14 protein-coding genes and 1 tRNA gene are annotated in these 16,393 nt (G+C 74.0%); 3 read left to right on the top strand and 12 right to left on the bottom strand.

What is annotated here, in order from left to right; translation table 11 throughout:
* Positions 1-52: 52 nt before the first annotated feature.
* Genes Sco07f_RS06620 through pdhA form a run of 3 tightly spaced genes read right to left on the bottom strand, consistent with a single transcriptional unit; the run spans position 53 to position 3,653 of the window.
* Entirely contained in the window at positions 53-1,507 is a 1,455-nt protein-coding gene (locus Sco07f_RS06620) for a dihydrolipoamide acetyltransferase family protein (protein WP_108987236.1), read from the bottom strand.
* On the bottom strand, positions 1,507-2,511 hold the full coding sequence (locus tag Sco07f_RS06615; protein ID WP_108987235.1) for an alpha-ketoacid dehydrogenase subunit beta: 1,005 nt from the start codon (positions 2,509-2,511) through the stop codon (positions 1,507-1,509). The genes Sco07f_RS06620 and Sco07f_RS06615 overlap by 1 nt, the downstream gene beginning before the upstream one ends.
* On the bottom strand, positions 2,508-3,653 hold the full coding sequence (pdhA, locus tag Sco07f_RS06610) for a pyruvate dehydrogenase (acetyl-transferring) E1 component subunit alpha (RefSeq protein ID WP_108987234.1): 1,146 nt from the start codon (positions 3,651-3,653) through the stop codon (positions 2,508-2,510). Before pdhA ends, Sco07f_RS06615 begins: the two co-directional genes overlap by 4 nt.
* 190 nt (positions 3,654-3,843) lie before the next feature.
* Between pdhA and Sco07f_RS06605 the strand changes: the two genes are divergently transcribed.
* A complete protein-coding gene (locus Sco07f_RS06605) occupies positions 3,844-4,347 on the top strand; it encodes an Lrp/AsnC family transcriptional regulator (RefSeq protein WP_108987233.1) in 504 nt (167 codons plus the stop codon).
* 36 nt (positions 4,348-4,383) lie between these two features.
* On the opposite strand, the gene Sco07f_RS06600 is transcribed toward Sco07f_RS06605, so the two are convergent.
* The gene (locus Sco07f_RS06600) at positions 4,384-4,986 is read right to left on the bottom strand and encodes a TetR/AcrR family transcriptional regulator (protein ID WP_007451469.1); all 603 of its coding nucleotides are present in this window, start codon (positions 4,984-4,986) and stop codon (positions 4,384-4,386) included.
* Positions 4,983-6,500 carry a 3-hydroxyacyl-CoA dehydrogenase gene (locus Sco07f_RS06595; protein ID WP_108987232.1) on the bottom strand — a complete coding sequence of 506 codons (1,518 nt, stop codon included), beginning with the start codon at positions 6,498-6,500 and terminating at the stop codon, positions 4,983-4,985. The genes Sco07f_RS06600 and Sco07f_RS06595 overlap by 4 nt, the downstream gene beginning before the upstream one ends.
* Positions 6,501-6,692: 192 nt before the next feature.
* Here Sco07f_RS06595 and paaN point away from each other — a divergent pair, with 192 nt between their 5' ends.
* Entirely contained in the window at positions 6,693-8,384 is a 1,692-nt protein-coding gene (gene paaN / locus Sco07f_RS06590; protein ID WP_108987231.1) for a phenylacetic acid degradation protein PaaN, read from the top strand.
* 11 nt (positions 8,385-8,395) lie between these two features.
* Here paaN and Sco07f_RS06585 read toward each other — a convergent pair whose 3' ends face one another.
* The 6 genes from Sco07f_RS06585 to Sco07f_RS06560 form a co-directional block, all read right to left on the bottom strand.
* On the bottom strand, positions 8,396-9,166 hold the full coding sequence (locus tag Sco07f_RS06585) for a TrmH family RNA methyltransferase (RefSeq protein ID WP_108987230.1): 771 nt from the start codon (positions 9,164-9,166) through the stop codon (positions 8,396-8,398).
* Positions 9,163-10,500 (bottom strand): HTTM domain-containing protein, encoded by a 1,338-nt coding sequence (locus Sco07f_RS06580; RefSeq protein ID WP_108987229.1) that lies wholly within the window; start codon positions 10,498-10,500, stop codon positions 9,163-9,165. Before Sco07f_RS06580 ends, Sco07f_RS06585 begins: the two co-directional genes overlap by 4 nt.
* The gene (locus Sco07f_RS06575) at positions 10,497-11,567 is read right to left on the bottom strand and encodes a DUF5819 family protein (protein ID WP_108987228.1); all 1,071 of its coding nucleotides are present in this window, start codon (positions 11,565-11,567) and stop codon (positions 10,497-10,499) included. Before Sco07f_RS06575 ends, Sco07f_RS06580 begins: the two co-directional genes overlap by 4 nt.
* A 195-nt stretch (positions 11,568-11,762) precedes the next feature.
* Positions 11,763-12,092 carry a rhodanese-like domain-containing protein gene (locus Sco07f_RS06570; RefSeq protein ID WP_007451459.1) on the bottom strand — a complete coding sequence of 110 codons (330 nt, stop codon included), beginning with the start codon at positions 12,090-12,092 and terminating at the stop codon, positions 11,763-11,765.
* A gap of 49 nt (positions 12,093-12,141) precedes the next feature.
* Positions 12,142-12,954 carry a hypothetical protein gene (locus Sco07f_RS06565; protein WP_007451457.1) on the bottom strand — a complete coding sequence of 271 codons (813 nt, stop codon included), beginning with the start codon at positions 12,952-12,954 and terminating at the stop codon, positions 12,142-12,144.
* A gap of 59 nt (positions 12,955-13,013) precedes the next feature.
* Positions 13,014-14,516 (bottom strand): DUF2252 domain-containing protein, encoded by a 1,503-nt coding sequence (locus Sco07f_RS06560; RefSeq protein ID WP_108987227.1) that lies wholly within the window; start codon positions 14,514-14,516, stop codon positions 13,014-13,016.
* A gap of 427 nt (positions 14,517-14,943) precedes the next feature.
* Here Sco07f_RS06560 and Sco07f_RS06555 point away from each other — a divergent pair, with 427 nt between their 5' ends.
* Entirely contained in the window at positions 14,944-15,840 is an 897-nt protein-coding gene (locus tag Sco07f_RS06555; protein ID WP_108987226.1) for a carbohydrate-binding protein, read from the top strand.
* Between the two features lie 98 nt (positions 15,841-15,938).
* Here Sco07f_RS06555 and Sco07f_RS06550 read toward each other — a convergent pair.
* Positions 15,939-16,025, bottom strand: a tRNA-Leu gene (locus Sco07f_RS06550).
* Between the last annotated feature and the right edge of the window lie 368 nt (positions 16,026-16,393).

Below are 16,393 nucleotides of genomic sequence, written 5' to 3'. Positions count from 1 at the left end.
CGATCGGAGTGTGGGCGGACGCACCGTCACCCGGGGTGGCGCGTCCCCCCCGTCACAGGGTCCGCAGCAGCACCGCCGGCTGTTCCACGCAGTCCGCCACGTACCGCAGGAAACCGCCCGCCGTGCCGCCGTCGCACACCCGGTGGTCGAAGGTGAGCGACAGCTGCACGACCTGACGCACCGCCAACTCGCCCTCGTGCACCCAAGGCTTGGGGACGATGCGGCCGACACCGAGCATGGCCGCCTCGGGGTGGTTGATGATCGGCGTGGAGCCGTCGACGCCGAACACGCCGTAGTTGTTCAGCGTGAAGGTGCCGCCCGTCAGTTCACCCGGGGTGAGCCGGCCGGCGCGGGCCGCCTCGGTCAGCCGGGCGAACTCCGCGGTGAGCGACTCGGCGTCCCGCGCGTGCGCGTCCCGGACGACCGGCACGACGAGACCGCGGTCCGTCTGCGCGGCGAAGCCGAGGTGGACACCGTCGAGCCGGACGATCTCCCGGGCCTCCGTGTCGACCGTCGAGTTCAGCTCCGGGAAGCGGGCCAGGGCGGCCGTGCAGATCCGGGCCAGCAGGGCGACCAGGGAGATCTTCGGCCCGCCGGAGGCGTTCATCGCGGTACGCGCGCGCATCAGCCCGGTCGCGTCGGCGTCCACCCAGCAGGTGGCGTCCGGAATCTCGCGCCGGCTGCGGGAGAGCTTGTCGGCGACGGCTCCGCGCACGCCCTTGAGGGGGACGCGGGTGCCGTCGGAGGGCGCGGCCGGGGAGGGGGCCACCGAGCCGGCCGGCGCCCCGCCCGTCCCGGCCTCCCGGTCCGCCGTACGGCCGCCCTGCGCGGCGGCGGCCCGCAGCGCGTACTCCACGTCCGCCCGCAGGATCAGCCCGTCCGGGCCGGAACCGGCCAGCTCGCGCAGGTCCAGGTCGTGCTGCCGGGCCAGCCTGCGCACCAGCGGGGAGATGACCGGGACCGGGCCGTCCACCGGCTCGGCGGTCCGGACCGCCGGTCCGGTCGTCTGCCCGGCGTCGCGGACCCGGCCGTTCGCCCGCCCGGACACGCCGGTGGCGACCCGGCGCTCGGGCCGCACCCTGCGCCGCCGCGCGGGCGCCTCGGAGGTGCCGTAGCCGACCAGGACGTTGCCGGAGCCCTCCGGCTTCTTCTCCGCGGCGGGCGGTCCGGCTGCCGGTGCCTCGTCGGTACCGGTAGCGGAGCCGGCGTCGGTACCGGACGCACGTGCCGGTCCGTCCGCGGCCGTCGCGCCCACCGCCACGGTGACGAGCGGCGCCCCGACGGGCAGTTCCGTGCCCTCCTCGCCGAAGCGGGCGGTGACCACACCGCCGTAGGGGCAGGGCACCTCGACCATCGCCTTGGCCGTCTCGACCTCGACGACCGGCTGGTCGACGGCGACCACGTCGCCGACCTCGACCAGCCAGCGCACGATCTCCGCCTCGGTGAGCCCCTCACCGAGGTCGGGGAGCTTGAACTCCATGCTGCGACCGTCAGAAGCGTGTGCCATCAGCTTTCGGCCTCCCACTGCAGGCGCCCCACGGCGTCCAGGATGCGGTCCACACCGGGCAGGTGGTGGCGCTCCAGCATCGGCGGCGGATACGGGATGTCGAACCCGGCCACACGCAGCACCGGCGCCTCCAGGTGGTGGAAGCAGCGCTCCGTGACCCGGGCCGCGATCTCCCCGCCCGGGCCCCCGAAGGAACCCGACTCGTGGACGACGACCGCGCGTCCCGTCCGCCGCACCGAGGCGCACACCGTCTCGTCGTCGAACGGCACCAGGGAGCGCAGATCGACGACTTCGAGGTCCCAGCCCTCGGCCCGGGCCGCCTCGGCCGCCTCCATGCAGACGGCCAGCGACGGCCCGTACGTGATGAGCGTGGCGCTCCGGCCGGAGCGCCGCACCACCGCGCGGCCTATGGGCTCAACGGGCGCCGGCTCCTCGGGGTTCCAGGAGTCCTTCGACCAGTACAGCCGCTTGGGCTCCAGGAAGACCACCGGGTCGTCGGAGGCGATGGACGCGCGCAGCAGCCCGTAGGCGTCGGCGACGGTCGCGGGCGTGACGACGTGGAGCCCCGGAGTCGCCATGTAGTACGCCTCGGACGAGTCGCTGTGGTGCTCGACGCCGCCGATGCCGCCGCCGTAGGGGATGCGGATGGTCAGCGGCAGGGGCATCTTGCCGCGCGTGCGGTTGCGCATCTTGGTGACATGGCTGACGACCTGCTCGAACGCCGGGTAGGCGAAGGCGTCGAACTGCATCTCGACGACCGGGCGCAGCCCGTACATCGCCATGCCGACGGCGGTGCCGAGGATGCCCGCCTCGGCGAGCGGGGTGTCCGTGCAGCGGTCCTCGCCGAACTCCGCGGCGAGCCCGTCGGTGACGCGGAACACGCCGCCGAGGGTGCCCACGTCCTCGCCGAGGACGTGCACGCCCGGGTCGGCGGCCATGGCGTCGCGCAGCGCGCGGGTGAGGGCCTGCGCCATGGTGGCCGGCTTGACGGCGACGGTGGTCATCGGTGTCCGCCTTCCTGGGGGCCGGACTCGGCCGCCAGCTCCGCGCGCAGCTGGTCCCGCTGCTCGAGCAGCTGCGGCGTGGGCTCGGCGTAGACGTGGGCGAACAGGTCCAGAGGGTCCAGCTCCGGGTCCTCGTTCATGCGGGCGCGCAGGTCGGCGGCCATGGTCTCGGCGTCCTCGCGGGCGGCGCGGATGCCGTCCTCGTCGAGCAGGCCGCGCTCGGTCAGCTCCCGCTCCAGCAGCTCGACCGGGTCGTGCCGGCGCCAGGTCTCCACCTCGGCGTCGCCCCGGTAGCGCGTGGCGTCGTCGGCGTTGGTGTGCGCGTCGACGCGGTACGTCACCGCCTCCACCAGGGTGGGCCCGCCGCCCGTGCGCGCGCGGCGTACGGCGTCGGACAGGACCTCGTGCACCGCGGCGGCGTCGTTGCCGTCGACCAGGCGGCCGGGCATCCCGTAGCCGACGGCCTTGTGGGCCAGCGACGGGGCGGCGGTCTGCTTGTCGAGCGGGACGGAGATCGCGAAGCCGTTGTTCTGCACCAGGAAGACGACGGGGGCCTGCCAGACGGCGGCGAAGTTCAGCGCCTCGTGGAAGTCGCCCTCACTGGTGCCGCCGTCGCCGACCATGGCCAGGGCGACCACGTCGTCGCCCTTGAGGCGGGCGGCGTGGGCGAGACCGACGGCGTGCGGCAGCTGGGTGGCCAGCGGCGTGGACAGCGGGGCGACCCGGTGCTCGTAGGGGTCGTAGCCGGTGTGCCAGTCGCCGCGCAGCAGGGTGAGGGCCTCGACGGGGTCGACGCCGCGGGCGACGACCGCGAGGGTGTCGCGGTAGCTGGGGAAGAGCCAGTCCCGCTCCTCGAGGGCCAGCGCGGCGGCGATCTCGCACGCCTCCTGGCCGGTGCTGGAGGGGTAGACGGCCAGCCGGCCCTGCTTGGTCAGCGCGGTGGCCTGCGCGTTGTAGCGACGGCCGCGCACCAGCCGGGCGTACAGCGTGCGCAGCAGCTCGGGGTCGGCGCGGTCCGCGGCCTTCGTGCCGAGAACGCGGTACGGCTCCGCGTCCGGCAGCAGGGGCGCGGGGTCGGTACGGGGCTGCCAGGCGGGCGGCGGTGTGGGCCGGTACGCGCCCCGCTGCTCCATGACCGTCATGACGGCACCTCCTCGTGGGAGACGGCTCTGGGCTCGCCACGGGTGTGACGGGCCTCACCTACCGATTGTTCGGTCGTCGGCACATTTTGGCTACAGGCGGCCCCAGGCTGTGGACAAACGGTTCTCCACAGCCTGAGATGGACGCAGGACGTCCATCAGGGGAAGGCGGGGGCACGTGGCATCTGAACAAATGGCCGATCGCCCCGGGGAGGGCGCCGGCGCGGACGAGGCGGGCACCCCGCCGCCCCCGCGCCCGCTGGACGCCATCGACCAGGACATCCTGCGCATGCTCCAGGCGGACGGCCGCGCCTCCATACGGTCGGTCGCGGAGCGGGTGCACGTCTCGCGCGCGAACGCCTACGCACGCATCAACCGGCTCGTCGAGGACGGCGTCATCCGCGGCTTCGGCGCCCGCGTCGACCACGAACGCGCCGGGCACGGCACCTCGGCGTACATCACCCTGAAGATCGTCCAGAACTCCTGGCGCACGGTCCGGGCCGAGCTGCGGAAGCTGCCCGGGGCCTCGCACATCGCGCTGGTGGGCGGCGACTTCGACGTGCTGCTGCTGGTGCACACCCCGGACAACCGGGCCCTGCGCGAGCTGGTGCTCAGCCGCCTCCAGGCCATCCCGGAGGTGCTCAGCACCCGCACGCTGCTGGTCTTCGAGACCGAGGACCTCGAACCGCAGGGCTGACCGGCGGTGGGGCCGGCCCCACCCGTCCCGGGCCGCTCAGGACGCCTTGCGCAGCCCGCCGAACACCAGCCGCGCCACCGCGTCGACCACCTCGCGCTCGCCGGCGCCCGCCCGGCCGTCCGGCACGTCGGGGCGGTACCACTCGACGATCGAGTTGATCATGCCGAAGACCAGGCGGGTCGCGAGCCGCACCTCCACGTCCGCGCGCACGTCCCCCTCGGCGGCCGCGTCCTTGAGCAGGGCGGCGACCCGGTGGTCGAACTCGCGCCGCCGCTCCAGCGCCCACCGCTCGGTGCCGGTGTTGCCGCGCACCCGCAGCAGCAGCGTCACGTAGGGCAGCTCCGCCATGAGCACCTCGACCATGCGCCGCACGACGTACTCCAGGCGCTCGGCGGCGGACCCCTCGCGCGCGTGCTCCTCGTCGAGGATCCCGAAGAGCTCGTCCAGGGCCCGGCTCACGGCCCGGCGCAGCAGCTCCTCCTTGCCCGTGACGTGGTGGTATATCGACGACTTGGAGATCCCCGCCGCCTTGGACAGATGCTCCATGGAGGTGCCGTCGTAGCCGCGCTCGATGAAGACCTGCACGGCGACCGACAGCAGCGTCTCGGGCGTGTACGTGTCGCGCTTGGCGGTGGTCATGAGGCGGTGTCCTCCCGGGCCTCGGCGGCGTCGGCGTGGCGGCGGAGCGCGAGGGACGGCGCCCAGCGTCCCGACGGTTCCCACTCGTGCGCCTGGAAGAGCAGGTAGTAGGCCCAGGTGTCACCGAGCCGGCGGCTCCATTCGAACGGGCCGAGGGGGTAGTTCACACCCAGCCGCATCGCCGTGTCGATGTCCTCCGGGGCGGCCACGCCCCTGGCCACGGCGTCGAACGCCAGGTCGATGATCCGGGCGACGGTCCGGGCCACGATCATGCCGGGGACGTCGCCGACGACGCTGACCTTCTTGCCGAGCGCCTGGAACAGGCCGGTGGCCTCGGACAGGAGGCCCGGACGGACCTCTTCGGACGCGGACAGGGCGATCCGGGTGGCCGCGCGGTAGTCGAGGGCGAGGTCGAAGTGGACGACGTCCTTCGACACGAGCGGCTCACCGTCGGTGAGGCACAGCGTGCCGCCGCCGGGCAGTACGAGCCTTCCCCCGTCGCCGTACCCGTCCTCCGGACGCACCTCCACGCCCGCCTCACGGATCAGCCCGACCAGTCCGGCCGCCGGGCCCAGGTCGCCCTCGACGACGACGTACGCGGGCGCATCGGCCGGCTCGGCGGTGTGCGGCCGGGGGCGCTCGGCGCCGTCCCGGTAGTCGTACCAGCCCTGCCCGCTCTTGCGGCCGAGCCTGCCGGACTCGACCAGGCGGCGCTGGGCCAGCGAGGGGGTGAAGCGGACGTCCTGGAAGAACGCCTGCCACACGGAGTGCGTGACGGACTCGTTGACGTCCTGCCCGATGAGGTCGGTCAGCTCGAAGGCGCCCATCCTGAAACCGCCGGACTCGCGCAGCACGGCGTCGATCGTGGCCGGATCCGCGCCCTGGTTCTCGAAGACCGCGAGGGCCTCGGCGTAGAAGGGCCGGGCGATGCGGTTGACGACGAACCCGGGGGTGTCGGCGCAGGCGACCGGGGACTTGCCCCAGGCGCGGGCCGTCTCGTACGCGCGCGTGGCCGACGCCGGGTCGGTGGCGAACCCGGAGACCACCTCCACCAGGGGGAGCAGCGGCGCGGGGTTGAAGAAGTGCAGTCCGACGAAGCGACCGGGCTCGCGCAGCGCGCCGCCGACGGCGGTGACGGACAGGGACGAGGTGTTGGTGGCGAGCAGACAGTCGTCGCCGACGACGTCCTCCAGGGCGCGGAACAGCTCCTGCTTGACGTCGAGGCGCTCGACGACCGCCTCGACGACGAGCGCGCAGCCGGCGAGGCCCGCGAGGCTCTCGGCGGGCGTGAGCCGGGCCCGGGCGGCGTCCCGTTCGGCACCGGTGAGGCGGTCCTTCTCGACGAGCCGGTCGAGCCGGGCGCCGATCGCGTCGGCCGCTTCCCGGGCCCGCCCGGGAGCGGCGTCGTACAGCCGCACGGGATGGCCCGCGACCAGCGCCACCTGGGCGATGCCCTGGCCCATGGTGCCGGTGCCGACGACGGCCACGGGGCTGCTGAGGTCGAGTGCTGTCATGTGCGCGATCCTCCCGCACGGCGTTTTCCACAGATGCGGCGGACCCCCTTGTCCCGACCGATCGTTCGGTTACTCTAGCCGTGTCCGCCTGTTTCTGCCCAGGTTTCCCCCCAGGTCCACGGACTCGACAGACCGTCGACGGAGCGTCGGCGACGCGTCGGGAGTCCGTGAGAGACGAGGAGTTGGTCCCGCATGGCCGCCGAACTCACCGCACACCAGCTGATCGCCCAGCACCGGCCGACCCTGGACCTGGCGCTGGAGACGATCCGCACGCGCGCGTACTGGTCCCCCCACCCCGAGCACCCCAAGGCCTACGGGGAGAACGGCAGCCTGGACATGGCAGCGGGCAAGGCCGCCTTCGACGCCCTCTCCGGCACCCGCCTCGACCTCGGCCAGCCCGGCACCGACGGCTGGGTGGGCGGCGAGGTCTCCCCGTACGGGATCGAGCTGGGCGTGGAGTACCCGCACGCGGACCTCGACGTGCTGCTGCCCGCCATGAAGGCCGGCCAGAAGGCGTGGCGGGACGCGGGCGCGGAGCTGCGCGCGATGGTCTGCCTGGAGATCCTGCGGCGGATCGCCGACCGGACGATGGAGTTCGCGCAGGCGGTCATGCACACCTCCGGCCAGGCCTTCATGATGGCCTTCCAGGCCGGCGGCCCGCACGCCCAGGACCGCGGCATGGAGGCCGTGGCCTACGCGTACGTGGAGCAGTCCCGCACCCCCGACACGGCGGAGTGGACCAAGCCCCAGGGCAAGCGCGACCCGCTCGCGCTCACCAAGCGCTTCACGCCCGTCCCGCGCGGCATCGGCCTGGTCATCGGCTGCAACACCTTCCCGACGTGGAACGGCTACCCGGGCCTGTTCGCCTCCCTCGCCACCGGCAACGCGGTCCTGGTCAAGCCCCACCCCCGCGCGGTGCTGCCGCTCGCCCTCACCGTCCAGGTCGCCCGCGAGGTCCTCACCGAGGCCGGCTTCGACCCGAACCTGGTCGCGCTGGCCGCCGAGCGGCCCGGCGAGGGCATCGCCAAGACCCTGGCGACCCGCCCCGAGATCCGCATCGTCGACTACACCGGCTCCACCGCCTTCGGCGACTGGCTGGAGGCCAACGCCCGCCAGGCCCAGGTGTACACGGAGAAGGCCGGCGTCAACACGGTGATCGTGGAGTCGACCGACGACTACAAGGGCATGCTCGGCAACCTGGCCTTCTCCCTGTCCCTGTACAGCGGCCAGATGTGCACCACCCCGCAGAACCTGCTGATCCCCCGCGACGGCATCCGCACCGACCAGGGCGACAAGTCCTACGACGAGGTCACCGCCGACCTGGCCCGCGCCGTCGACGGCCTCCTCGGCGACGACGCCCGCGCGAACGCCCTGCTCGGCGCGATCGTCAACCCGGACGTCAAGGCCCGCCTGGAGGCCGCCGCCGGGCTCGGCGAGGTCGCCCTCGCCTCCCGCGAGGTGGCCAACCCCGACTTCCCGGACGCGGTCGTGCGCACCCCGGTGATCGTCAAGCTGGACGGTGCCAAGCCCGAGGACGAGGCCGCGTACACCAGCGAGTGCTTCGGCCCGGTCTCCTTCGCCGTCGCCGTCGACTCCGCCGGCCACGCGGTGGAGCTGCTGCGCCGCAGCGTCCGCGAGAAGGGCGCGATGACGGTGGGCGCGTACACCACCGACCCGGAGGTCGAGGAGGCCGTGCGGGAGGCCTGCCTGGACGAGGCCGCCCAGCTCTCCCTCAACCTCACCGGCGGGGTGTACGTCAACCAGACGGCCGCCTTCTCCGACTTCCACGGCTCGGGCGGCAACCCGGCGGCCAACGCCGCCCTGTGCGACGGCGCCTTCGTGGCCAACCGCTTCCGGGTGGTGGAGGTCCGCCACCAGGCCTGAGACAGGGGGCCCTAAGGCACCCGCGGTGCGCCCCCTGTGGCGCTCCAGTGGAACAGCGTCATGGCCACACTGGTCGCGAGGTTGTAGCTGGAGACCTGGGGGCGCATCGGCAGCGCCACCAGGTGGTCGGCCCGGGCCCGCAGCTCCGGCGAGAGCCCGCTGCGCTCGGAGCCGAACGCGAGCAGCGCGTCGTCCGGCAGCTTCAGCCCCCGGATGTCCTCGCCCTCCGGGTCCAGCGCGAACACCGGCCCCGGCGGCAGCCCGGCCACCTCCAGCCGCTCCACGACGGTCGCGAAGTGCAGCCCCGCCCCGCCGCGCACCACCGTGGGGTGCCAGGGGTCGAGCGTGCCGGTGGTGACCACGCCGGTCGCCCCGAAACCGGCGGCCAGCCGGATCACCGCCCCCGCGTTGCCGAGGTTGCGCGGCTGGTCGAGGACCACGACGGGGGCCCGTCGGGGCGTGTGCGCCAGCGTCTCCAGCCCGGCCGCCCGCGAGGGCCGTACGGCCAGGGCGGCCACCGCCGTGGGGTGCGGCCTCGCCACGACCGACGCGTACGCCTCCCGCGACACCTCGGTCAGCAGCCCCGCCAGCTCCCCGCGCACGTCCGGCGCCAGCTCGTCGGCGAGGGCCAGAGCGCCCGCCCGGTCACTGGTGACGGCCACCGGCACCTCGGCCCCGAAGCGCAGCGCGTGCTTGAGGGCGTGGAAACCGTCCAGCAGCACGCACCGGCCGGCGTGCAGGTGCCAGGCGGCCGGCGGGCCGGGAGCGACGGGGTCGGTCATGTGCGGAAGCCTACGTGCGTGGGACCGGGGTCCTTCCCGTCCACCGCGCCCGCTCCGGCCGCCGCAGCCTCCTCGCCTTCCCGGGCCCGGGGCCCGGGCACCGTCGCCTTACGACCGCCCCCGTCTCCGCCTCCATCTCCGCCCCCGTGCCCTTGCCCGTCCGCGTCCACCGCGCCGGCGAACACCACCGGGAACCTCCGGCCCGGCAACCGGCCGCGCAGGCGGGCCGTCCAACCGCCCAGCCGGCGCAGGAAGGAGGTCGGCAGGAAGACCGCGTCGGCGGCGATCATCGCCAGCGAGAAGAACGGCAGTCCCAGCGTCACGGCGATCACCGCGTGCTCGAGCATCATCACGGCCAGGAGCGCATTCTTGACCCGCCGGTTGAACAGCGCGAACGGGAAGGCGACCTGCACGGCGACCGTGCCGTACGTGATGAGCATGACCATCGTGCCGTTGGCAGCCAGGGCGTCGGACAGCGCGGGCCACGGCGAGAAGTAGTCCAGGTGCAGCGGGTAGTGGACGGCCGTGCCGTCCTGCCAGCGCGAACCCTGGATCTTGTACCAGCCGGCCGTCGCGTAGATCAGACACGCCTCGGCCATGATCACGACCAGCGCGCCGTTGTGCACGATGTTGGCGACCACGTCCAGCAGGATCCGCGGTTGGCTGCCCTCCCCGCCCCGCCCCACGAGCCACCACAGGCCCAGCGAGACCCACACCGCCCACAGCAGCGCCGGCACGAACCAGTCGCCGTCGAGGAGGCCCCCCGCCGTCACCGCCACCAGCGCGAACCCGAGGACGCACCACAGCACCGGCCCGGCCCGGTCCACGACCCGCACGCCGCGCGCGCGTGCCGCCGCCGCACGCCGGGCGCGGCGCGCGTCCAGCGACCACACCTGGCCGCACCGGGTGAGGACCAGGTAGATGCTCATCAGGTGCACGACGTTGTCGCCGCCGTCCCCCATGAACACGCTGCGGTTCTGAAGCGAGAGCACGCCGACCATGAACAGCACGGACATGGTGCGGGTGCGCCAGCCCAGCAGGAGCAGCACGCTGCTCAGGACGGCCAGCGCGTAGACGATCTCGAACCAGGTCCGCCCGTCCGACCACATCAGTGCCGTGAAGGCGCCGTTGTCCGCGATCAGCTGCTGGGCGAGGTCGTGGCCCCAGGGGCTGCCCGGGCCGTACAGCTCGTTGCGGTGGGGCAGTTCACGCAGCAGGAAGAGCAGCCAGGTGGCGCTGAAGCCGACGCGGACCACGGCGGTCTGGTACGGGCCGAGCGCGGCGCCCGTGACGCGGGCGATGGAGCGGGAGACCGAGAGGACGATGCCGTTCACGCGGCGCCCCCTTCCTTCCCGGTGCTTCCGGCCTTCCCGGCCCTTCCGGCCTTTCCGGTGCTTCCGGCCTTCCCGGCCGACGTGTCCGCCGTGTCCGCGGTTTCCGGGGACACGGACCACCAGGGCAGCTCGCGGACGACCGGCCGGGCGGAGACCTTCTCGCCGCTCCACGAGGGCGGCTTCACGTTCGTCGTCCGGGAACGGTACTGGACGCGCTCGACCACACCGCCGGGTCCGGCGGCGTCGTTGCGGTCCAGGCGCAGCAGCGCGATGCGCCGCAGATACGTCTCGGAGAGGGAGCCCCGCAGGCCCACCGGGCGGTCCTCGGAGTCGTGGGTCGCCACGAAGAAGTCCCAGGCCCGGCGCAGTTCGTTCTGCTGGGTGTGGCTCGGCAGCGGATTGCCGTCGATGTCCCGGCCGTCCTCGGCGGACAGGTCGTACCAGCCGGTCGTCCGTATCCCGCCGTCCGCCGTACCGATCTCGGCGCGGACCTGGACGGAGACGTTCTGCTGGAGCGGGTTGGGCGCGAAGAGCTTCCAGTTCTGCTCGAACTCCGGGAAGACCCACTCGTCCACCGCGGCGCCGTGCTGCTTGGTGAGCGTGTTGGACGGGGCCACGTGCAGGAACACCAGGCCCAGGTGGGCGCAGACGGCGACCGCGACCACCGCGAGGGCGACCACGGCACCGATCTGGTAGCGCGGGGAGAGCGCGGCGACTCCGGTACGGGCTTCGGGACGCCGGGCGGAAGGTACGGCGCCGGTCCCCCCGGAGCCGGCGCCCACGGCACCCGCGGCCGCCGCCCCGGCCTCTTCCACGGCCCCCGCCGCCTCCTCCGGAGCCTCGGCGGCCCCGTCAGTCCCGGCGGCGCCGGAGGTCCTGGCGGTGACAGCGGCTCCGGCCGCACCGGCGAACCCGCCGGCCTCAACAGCCCCTACCGACCCGCCGGTCTCGGCGGCCCCGGCCGGCCCGCCGGTCTCCTCCGCGTCCGCTTCACCGTCCGGCCGGTCCGGTCCGTCCGGCTCGTTCTGCCCCGGCCGGGCGTCCGAGTCCTTGTCGTGCGCGTCCATTCCGCCCCGTTCGGTCCCGATCCGTCCATTCGCCCGTCCCGTCACGGGACGCCCAGCGCCACCCGTGCGGCTGCTCGGCGACGTTCGCACGGGAACGGTACTCAGGACCGGCCGCCCGCACAGCCCCCGGCGGACCGGCCGCACCGTGGCCGTCACCACATCGGAACGGGGCGGCCCGGAGCCGGCGGGGACGGACTACAGCACGTGCCCGGGCCCACCCTTGTCGTCGACCACGGGATGCCCGGCCGCGGCCCACTCCTGCATGCCCCCGTCGACGTTCACCGCGTCGACGCCCTGCTGGACCAGGTACATGGTGACCTGCGCCGAACGGCCCCCGACCCGGCAGAGCACGTGCACCCGGCCGTCCTGGGGCGCGGCCTCGGCCAGCTCGCCGTAGCGGGCCACGAACTCGCTGAGGGGGATGTGCAGCGCCCCGGCGGCATGACCCGCCTGCCACTCGTCGTCCTCGCGGACGTCCAGCAGGAAGTCGCCGTCCTTGAGGTCACCGACACCGATCGTGGGCACACCAGCTCCGAAACTCATGCCCCAGACGCTACCGGAGCCGCCCCGGGGCTCAGTCCTGCGCGAGCCCCGCCAGCTCCGCCTCCCGCTCGCGCACCTGGGTGGCCAGCTGCTCGGCGATCTCGTCGAGGAGCCGGTCCGGGTCGTCCGGGGCCAGCCTGAGCATGGCGCCGATCGCGCTCTCCTCCAGCTCCTTGGCGAGCAGGGTGAGCATCTCCTTGCGCCGGTCGAGCCATTCGAGCCGGACGTACAGCTCCTCGCCGCGGCTCGGTCGCCGCTCGGGCACCGGGCCCGCGGCCCACTCCTCGGCCAGCTCGCGCAGTTCCGTCACGTCACCGCGGGCGTAGGCGGCGTTGACGCGGGTGATGAACTCCTCGCGCCGGACCCGCTCCGCCTCCTCCTGCGCCAGGTCCGGGTGGGCCTTGCGGGCCAGCTCGCGGTACAGCTTGCGGGCCTCCTCGCTGGGCCTGACCCGCTGCGGGGGCCGCACCGCCTGGTCCGTGAGCATCGCGGTCGCCTCCGGGAACAGCCCGTCCCCGTCCATCCAGCCGTTCAGCAGCTCCTCGACCCCGGGAATCGGCATCAGCCGGGCCCGCGCCTCGTCGGCCCGGCGCCGGTCCCCCTCGTCGCCCGTACGGGCCGCCGTGGCCTCCAGGATCTGCGCCTCCAGCTCCTCGAGCCGGGCGTACACCGGGCCGAGCCGCTGCTCGTGGAGCCGCGAGAAGTTCTCGACCTCCACACGGAAGGTCTCCAGGGCGATCTCGTACTCGATGAGTGCCTGCTCGGCGGCCCGTACGGCCTGTTCCAGCCGTTCCTCGGGACGCGGCGCACCCTCCTGCTCGGGCTCAGCTTCCGGCGTCGTCACCCGACCAGCCTAGGGCCTGCGGGCAAGGGCAGCCGCCCACGCGATCCCCGCCGAGCCCGTCACACCCCCAGCTCCGCCGCGACCCGCCCCGTGCGCACCGCGGACACGAGCTCCGCGTGGTCCGCCTCGGTGCGGTCGGCGTAGGCGACGGCGAAGGCGGCGACGGCCTCGTCCAGCTCGCCGTTCTTGCCGCAGTAGCCGGCGATCACCCGCGGGTCGGCGCTGTGCGCGTGGGCCCGGGCCAGCAGGGCGCCGGTCATGCGGCCGTAGTCGTCGAGCTGGTCGGCGGCCAGCGCCGCGGGGTCGACGCTGCCCTTGCGGTTGCGGAACTGCCGCACCTGGAAGGGCCGCCCGTCGACCGAGGTCCAGCCCAGCAGCATGTCGCTCACCACCTGCATCCGCTTCTGCCCCATCACCACCCGGCGCCCCTCGTGCGCGGCCCCGGGGGCGTCGAACCCGGCGGCCGCCAGGTGGGGCAGCAGCGCGGAGGGCCGGGCCTCCTTGACCTGGAGCACGAGCGGTTCGCCCCGGTGGTCGAGGAGCAGTACGACGTACGACCGCGTGCCGACACTGCCGGTGCCGACGACCCGGAAGGCCACGTCGTGCACCGCGTACCGGGCCAGCAGCGGCAGCCGGTCCTCGGAGAGCGTGCCCAGGTACGCCTCCAGGGCACCGGCGACCGTCGCCGCCTCGGCGTCCGTCACCCGGCGCAGCACCGGCGCCGCGTCCACGAAGCGCCGCCCGCCGTCCTCGGTGGACTCGGTCGACTTCGCGGCGAAGCGCCCGCTGGTGTTGGCCCGCGCCTTCTCGGAGACCCGCTGGAGGGTGCCGAGCAGGTCGTGGGCGTCGGTGTGGGAGACCAGTTCCTCGTCGGCGATGGCGTTCCAGGCGTCCAGCGCGGGGAGCCTCGCCAGCAGCCGCATGGTGCGCCGGTAGGCGCCGGTCGCGTCGTGGGCGGCCTCGCGGCAGGTGTCCTCGTCGGCGCCGGCCTCCCGGCCCGCGAGCACGAGCGAGGCGGCGAGCCGCTTGAGGTCCCACTCCCAGGGGCCGTGGACGGTCTCGTCGAAGTCGTTCAGGTCGATGACCAGGCCACCGCGGGCGTCGCCGTAGAGGCCGAAGTTGGCGGCGTGCGCGTCCCCGCAGATCTGGGCGCCGACCCCGGTCACCGGCGTCCGTGCCAGGTCGTACGCCATCAGGCCCGCCGACCCGCGCAGGAAGGCGAACGGCGTGGCCGCCATCCGCCCGGCGCGCATCGGGGCGAGCCCCGGTATCCGGCCGCGGCTGGACTCCTCGACCGCGCTCACCGCGTCCGGCCGGGCGGCGTCCGCCTCGAAGGCGGCGTGCGCGGACCGCGGGACGCGCGTGCGCAGCGCCTTGCCCTCCGCCTTGGGGGAACCGGCCGCGGGCCACGCCGCGAACCCAGGGACGACCGGCATCCGCCCGCCCCGCACCGCACCCTCGGCCCCGGCCGTGTCCTCGTCCCCGCGCGCCGACGGCACCCTCCCGGCCACCGCCTCCACGCCCGCCGCCTCCGTACCCGCCCCCGCCGTCGCCCCGCTCATCCCGGCCACCCTCCGCGTGTTCGTCCGTACCTGTGCGTCGTACCTGTGCGATGTATCTGCGCGTCGTATCTGCGCGTCGTACGCCCGCCGAGCCCCCGCACCGCACCGGTGCCCGGGTCGGCGTCCTGCCCGCCGAGCCCCGCCCCCGGGCCGGGCGCGCCACGACCGTACCCCCAGCCGCACCGCCCGTACACGGGCCCCGGCCCGCCACCCGCATAACGCCGGGCAGGGGGTGAAACAGGAGGTGCCGGAGGCCCCCGCGGCGCGCCTACGGTGGCCAGCGATCACCACGGAGCGCGTCCGCCGAAGCAACCACAGCAGCCTGCCCCGCGCCGGCGGGCGCGCTCCCTGTCCCCGACGTCCCGGATGTCGCACGTCCCGTTCAGCTTCCCCAGGGACCACTCACCGAGGAGACCGAGGAACCGCCATGACCTCCGACACCCCCACCACCCCCGACGAGCCCAAGCCCGGTCCCCGGCCCGGACCCGGCCCGGGCTCCGGCGGCGACCGCGGCATCAGCCGCAAGACGCTGCTCAGGGCGGCCGTCGCCGCCGGTGCCGCCGTCCCGCTGCTCGCCACCGGCGGCGTCGCGCTCGCCCGGGACGCCGCCCGCTCCTCCGGCGGACAGACCCTGACGCCGACCCCCTACTGCGACGACGGCGACGACCTGACGCCCGACCAGATGGAGGGCCCCTACTTCAAGCCGAACTCCCCGCTGCGCACCAGCCTGGTCACGCCCGGCACCCCGGGCACCCCGCTGACCGTCAGCGGCTACGTCTTCGGCCGCAACTGCGTCCCGCTGTCCGGCGTGCTCCTCGACTTCTGGCAGGCCGACGACAACGGCGACTACGACATGGCCGGCTACACCTTCCGCGGCCACCAGTTCAGCGACGCCACCGGCGCCTTCGCCCTGAAGACGATCGTCCCCGGCCTCTATCCCGGCCGGACCCGGCACATCCACGTCAAGGTGCAGGCCCCCGGCGAGCCGATCCTGACCACCCAGCTGTACTTCCCCGGCGAGCCCCGCAACAGCACGGACATGATCTTCGACCCGGCGCTGCTGATGAACGTCCGCGGCGCCGGCGGCGGCAAGGAGGGCACCTTCGACTTCGTCCTGAACGTGGACGGCGACACCGGCCCCACGGACCCGCCCACCGACCCGCCCACGGACCCGCCGGGCGGCACCTGGACGAGCGGCCACGCCTACACCTCCGGCGACCGGGTGACGTACGGCGGACGCTCCTACCGCTGCCTCCAGGCGCACACCTCGATGACCGGCTGGGAGCCGCCGAACGTGCCGGCCCTGTGGCAGCCGGAGTCCTGAGACCTTCCTCACAGCGCACGCACCCGGCGCACGCCCACGGGCGACCCCGCCCGGACACGCGGAAGCCCCCCAGGTCCGAGACCTGGGGGGCTTCCGGCTGGTGCGCGAGGGGGGAGTTGAACCCCCACGCCCTTGCGGGCACTGGAACCTGAATCCAGCGCGTCTGCCTATTCCGCCACCCGCGCATTGGGTGTGTCTTCCGGGCTTTTCCTTGCGGTCCGGCGCCTTCCGACACGAGAACATTAGCACGCTGGAGAGGGTCGATTCACATCCCTTTTCCCGTCCGGACCGGGGCGCCCGACCTCCTTCGGGCACTCGTACCGGTCCGTGGCCGTTCACGTATCAACCTCGTACCGGTCCGGCTCGTCTCCCCAGGAGCCGGTAGGGGACCGCGGTCAGGTGCGGGACACTGGTCTGCGGCCGCCTCTACGATCCTGGGCATGAGTACCTGAGGGAGTACATCCCGAAGTGCCCGCAGGAGTTCGAAGGGGAGCGCCGGCGGGAACTCCGAGAGGCGTCGACACCCGTCGACCGGGCCGACAGGGGGAACCAG

Origin of the sequence: Streptomyces coelicoflavus (genome assembly GCF_003112555.1) — a bacterium.
GTDB lineage: Bacteria > Actinomycetota > Actinomycetes > Streptomycetales > Streptomycetaceae > Streptomyces > Streptomyces coelicoflavus.
Note: the sequence above shows the minus strand (reverse complement) of the source record. Positions and strands in the feature narration are given on the sequence as shown.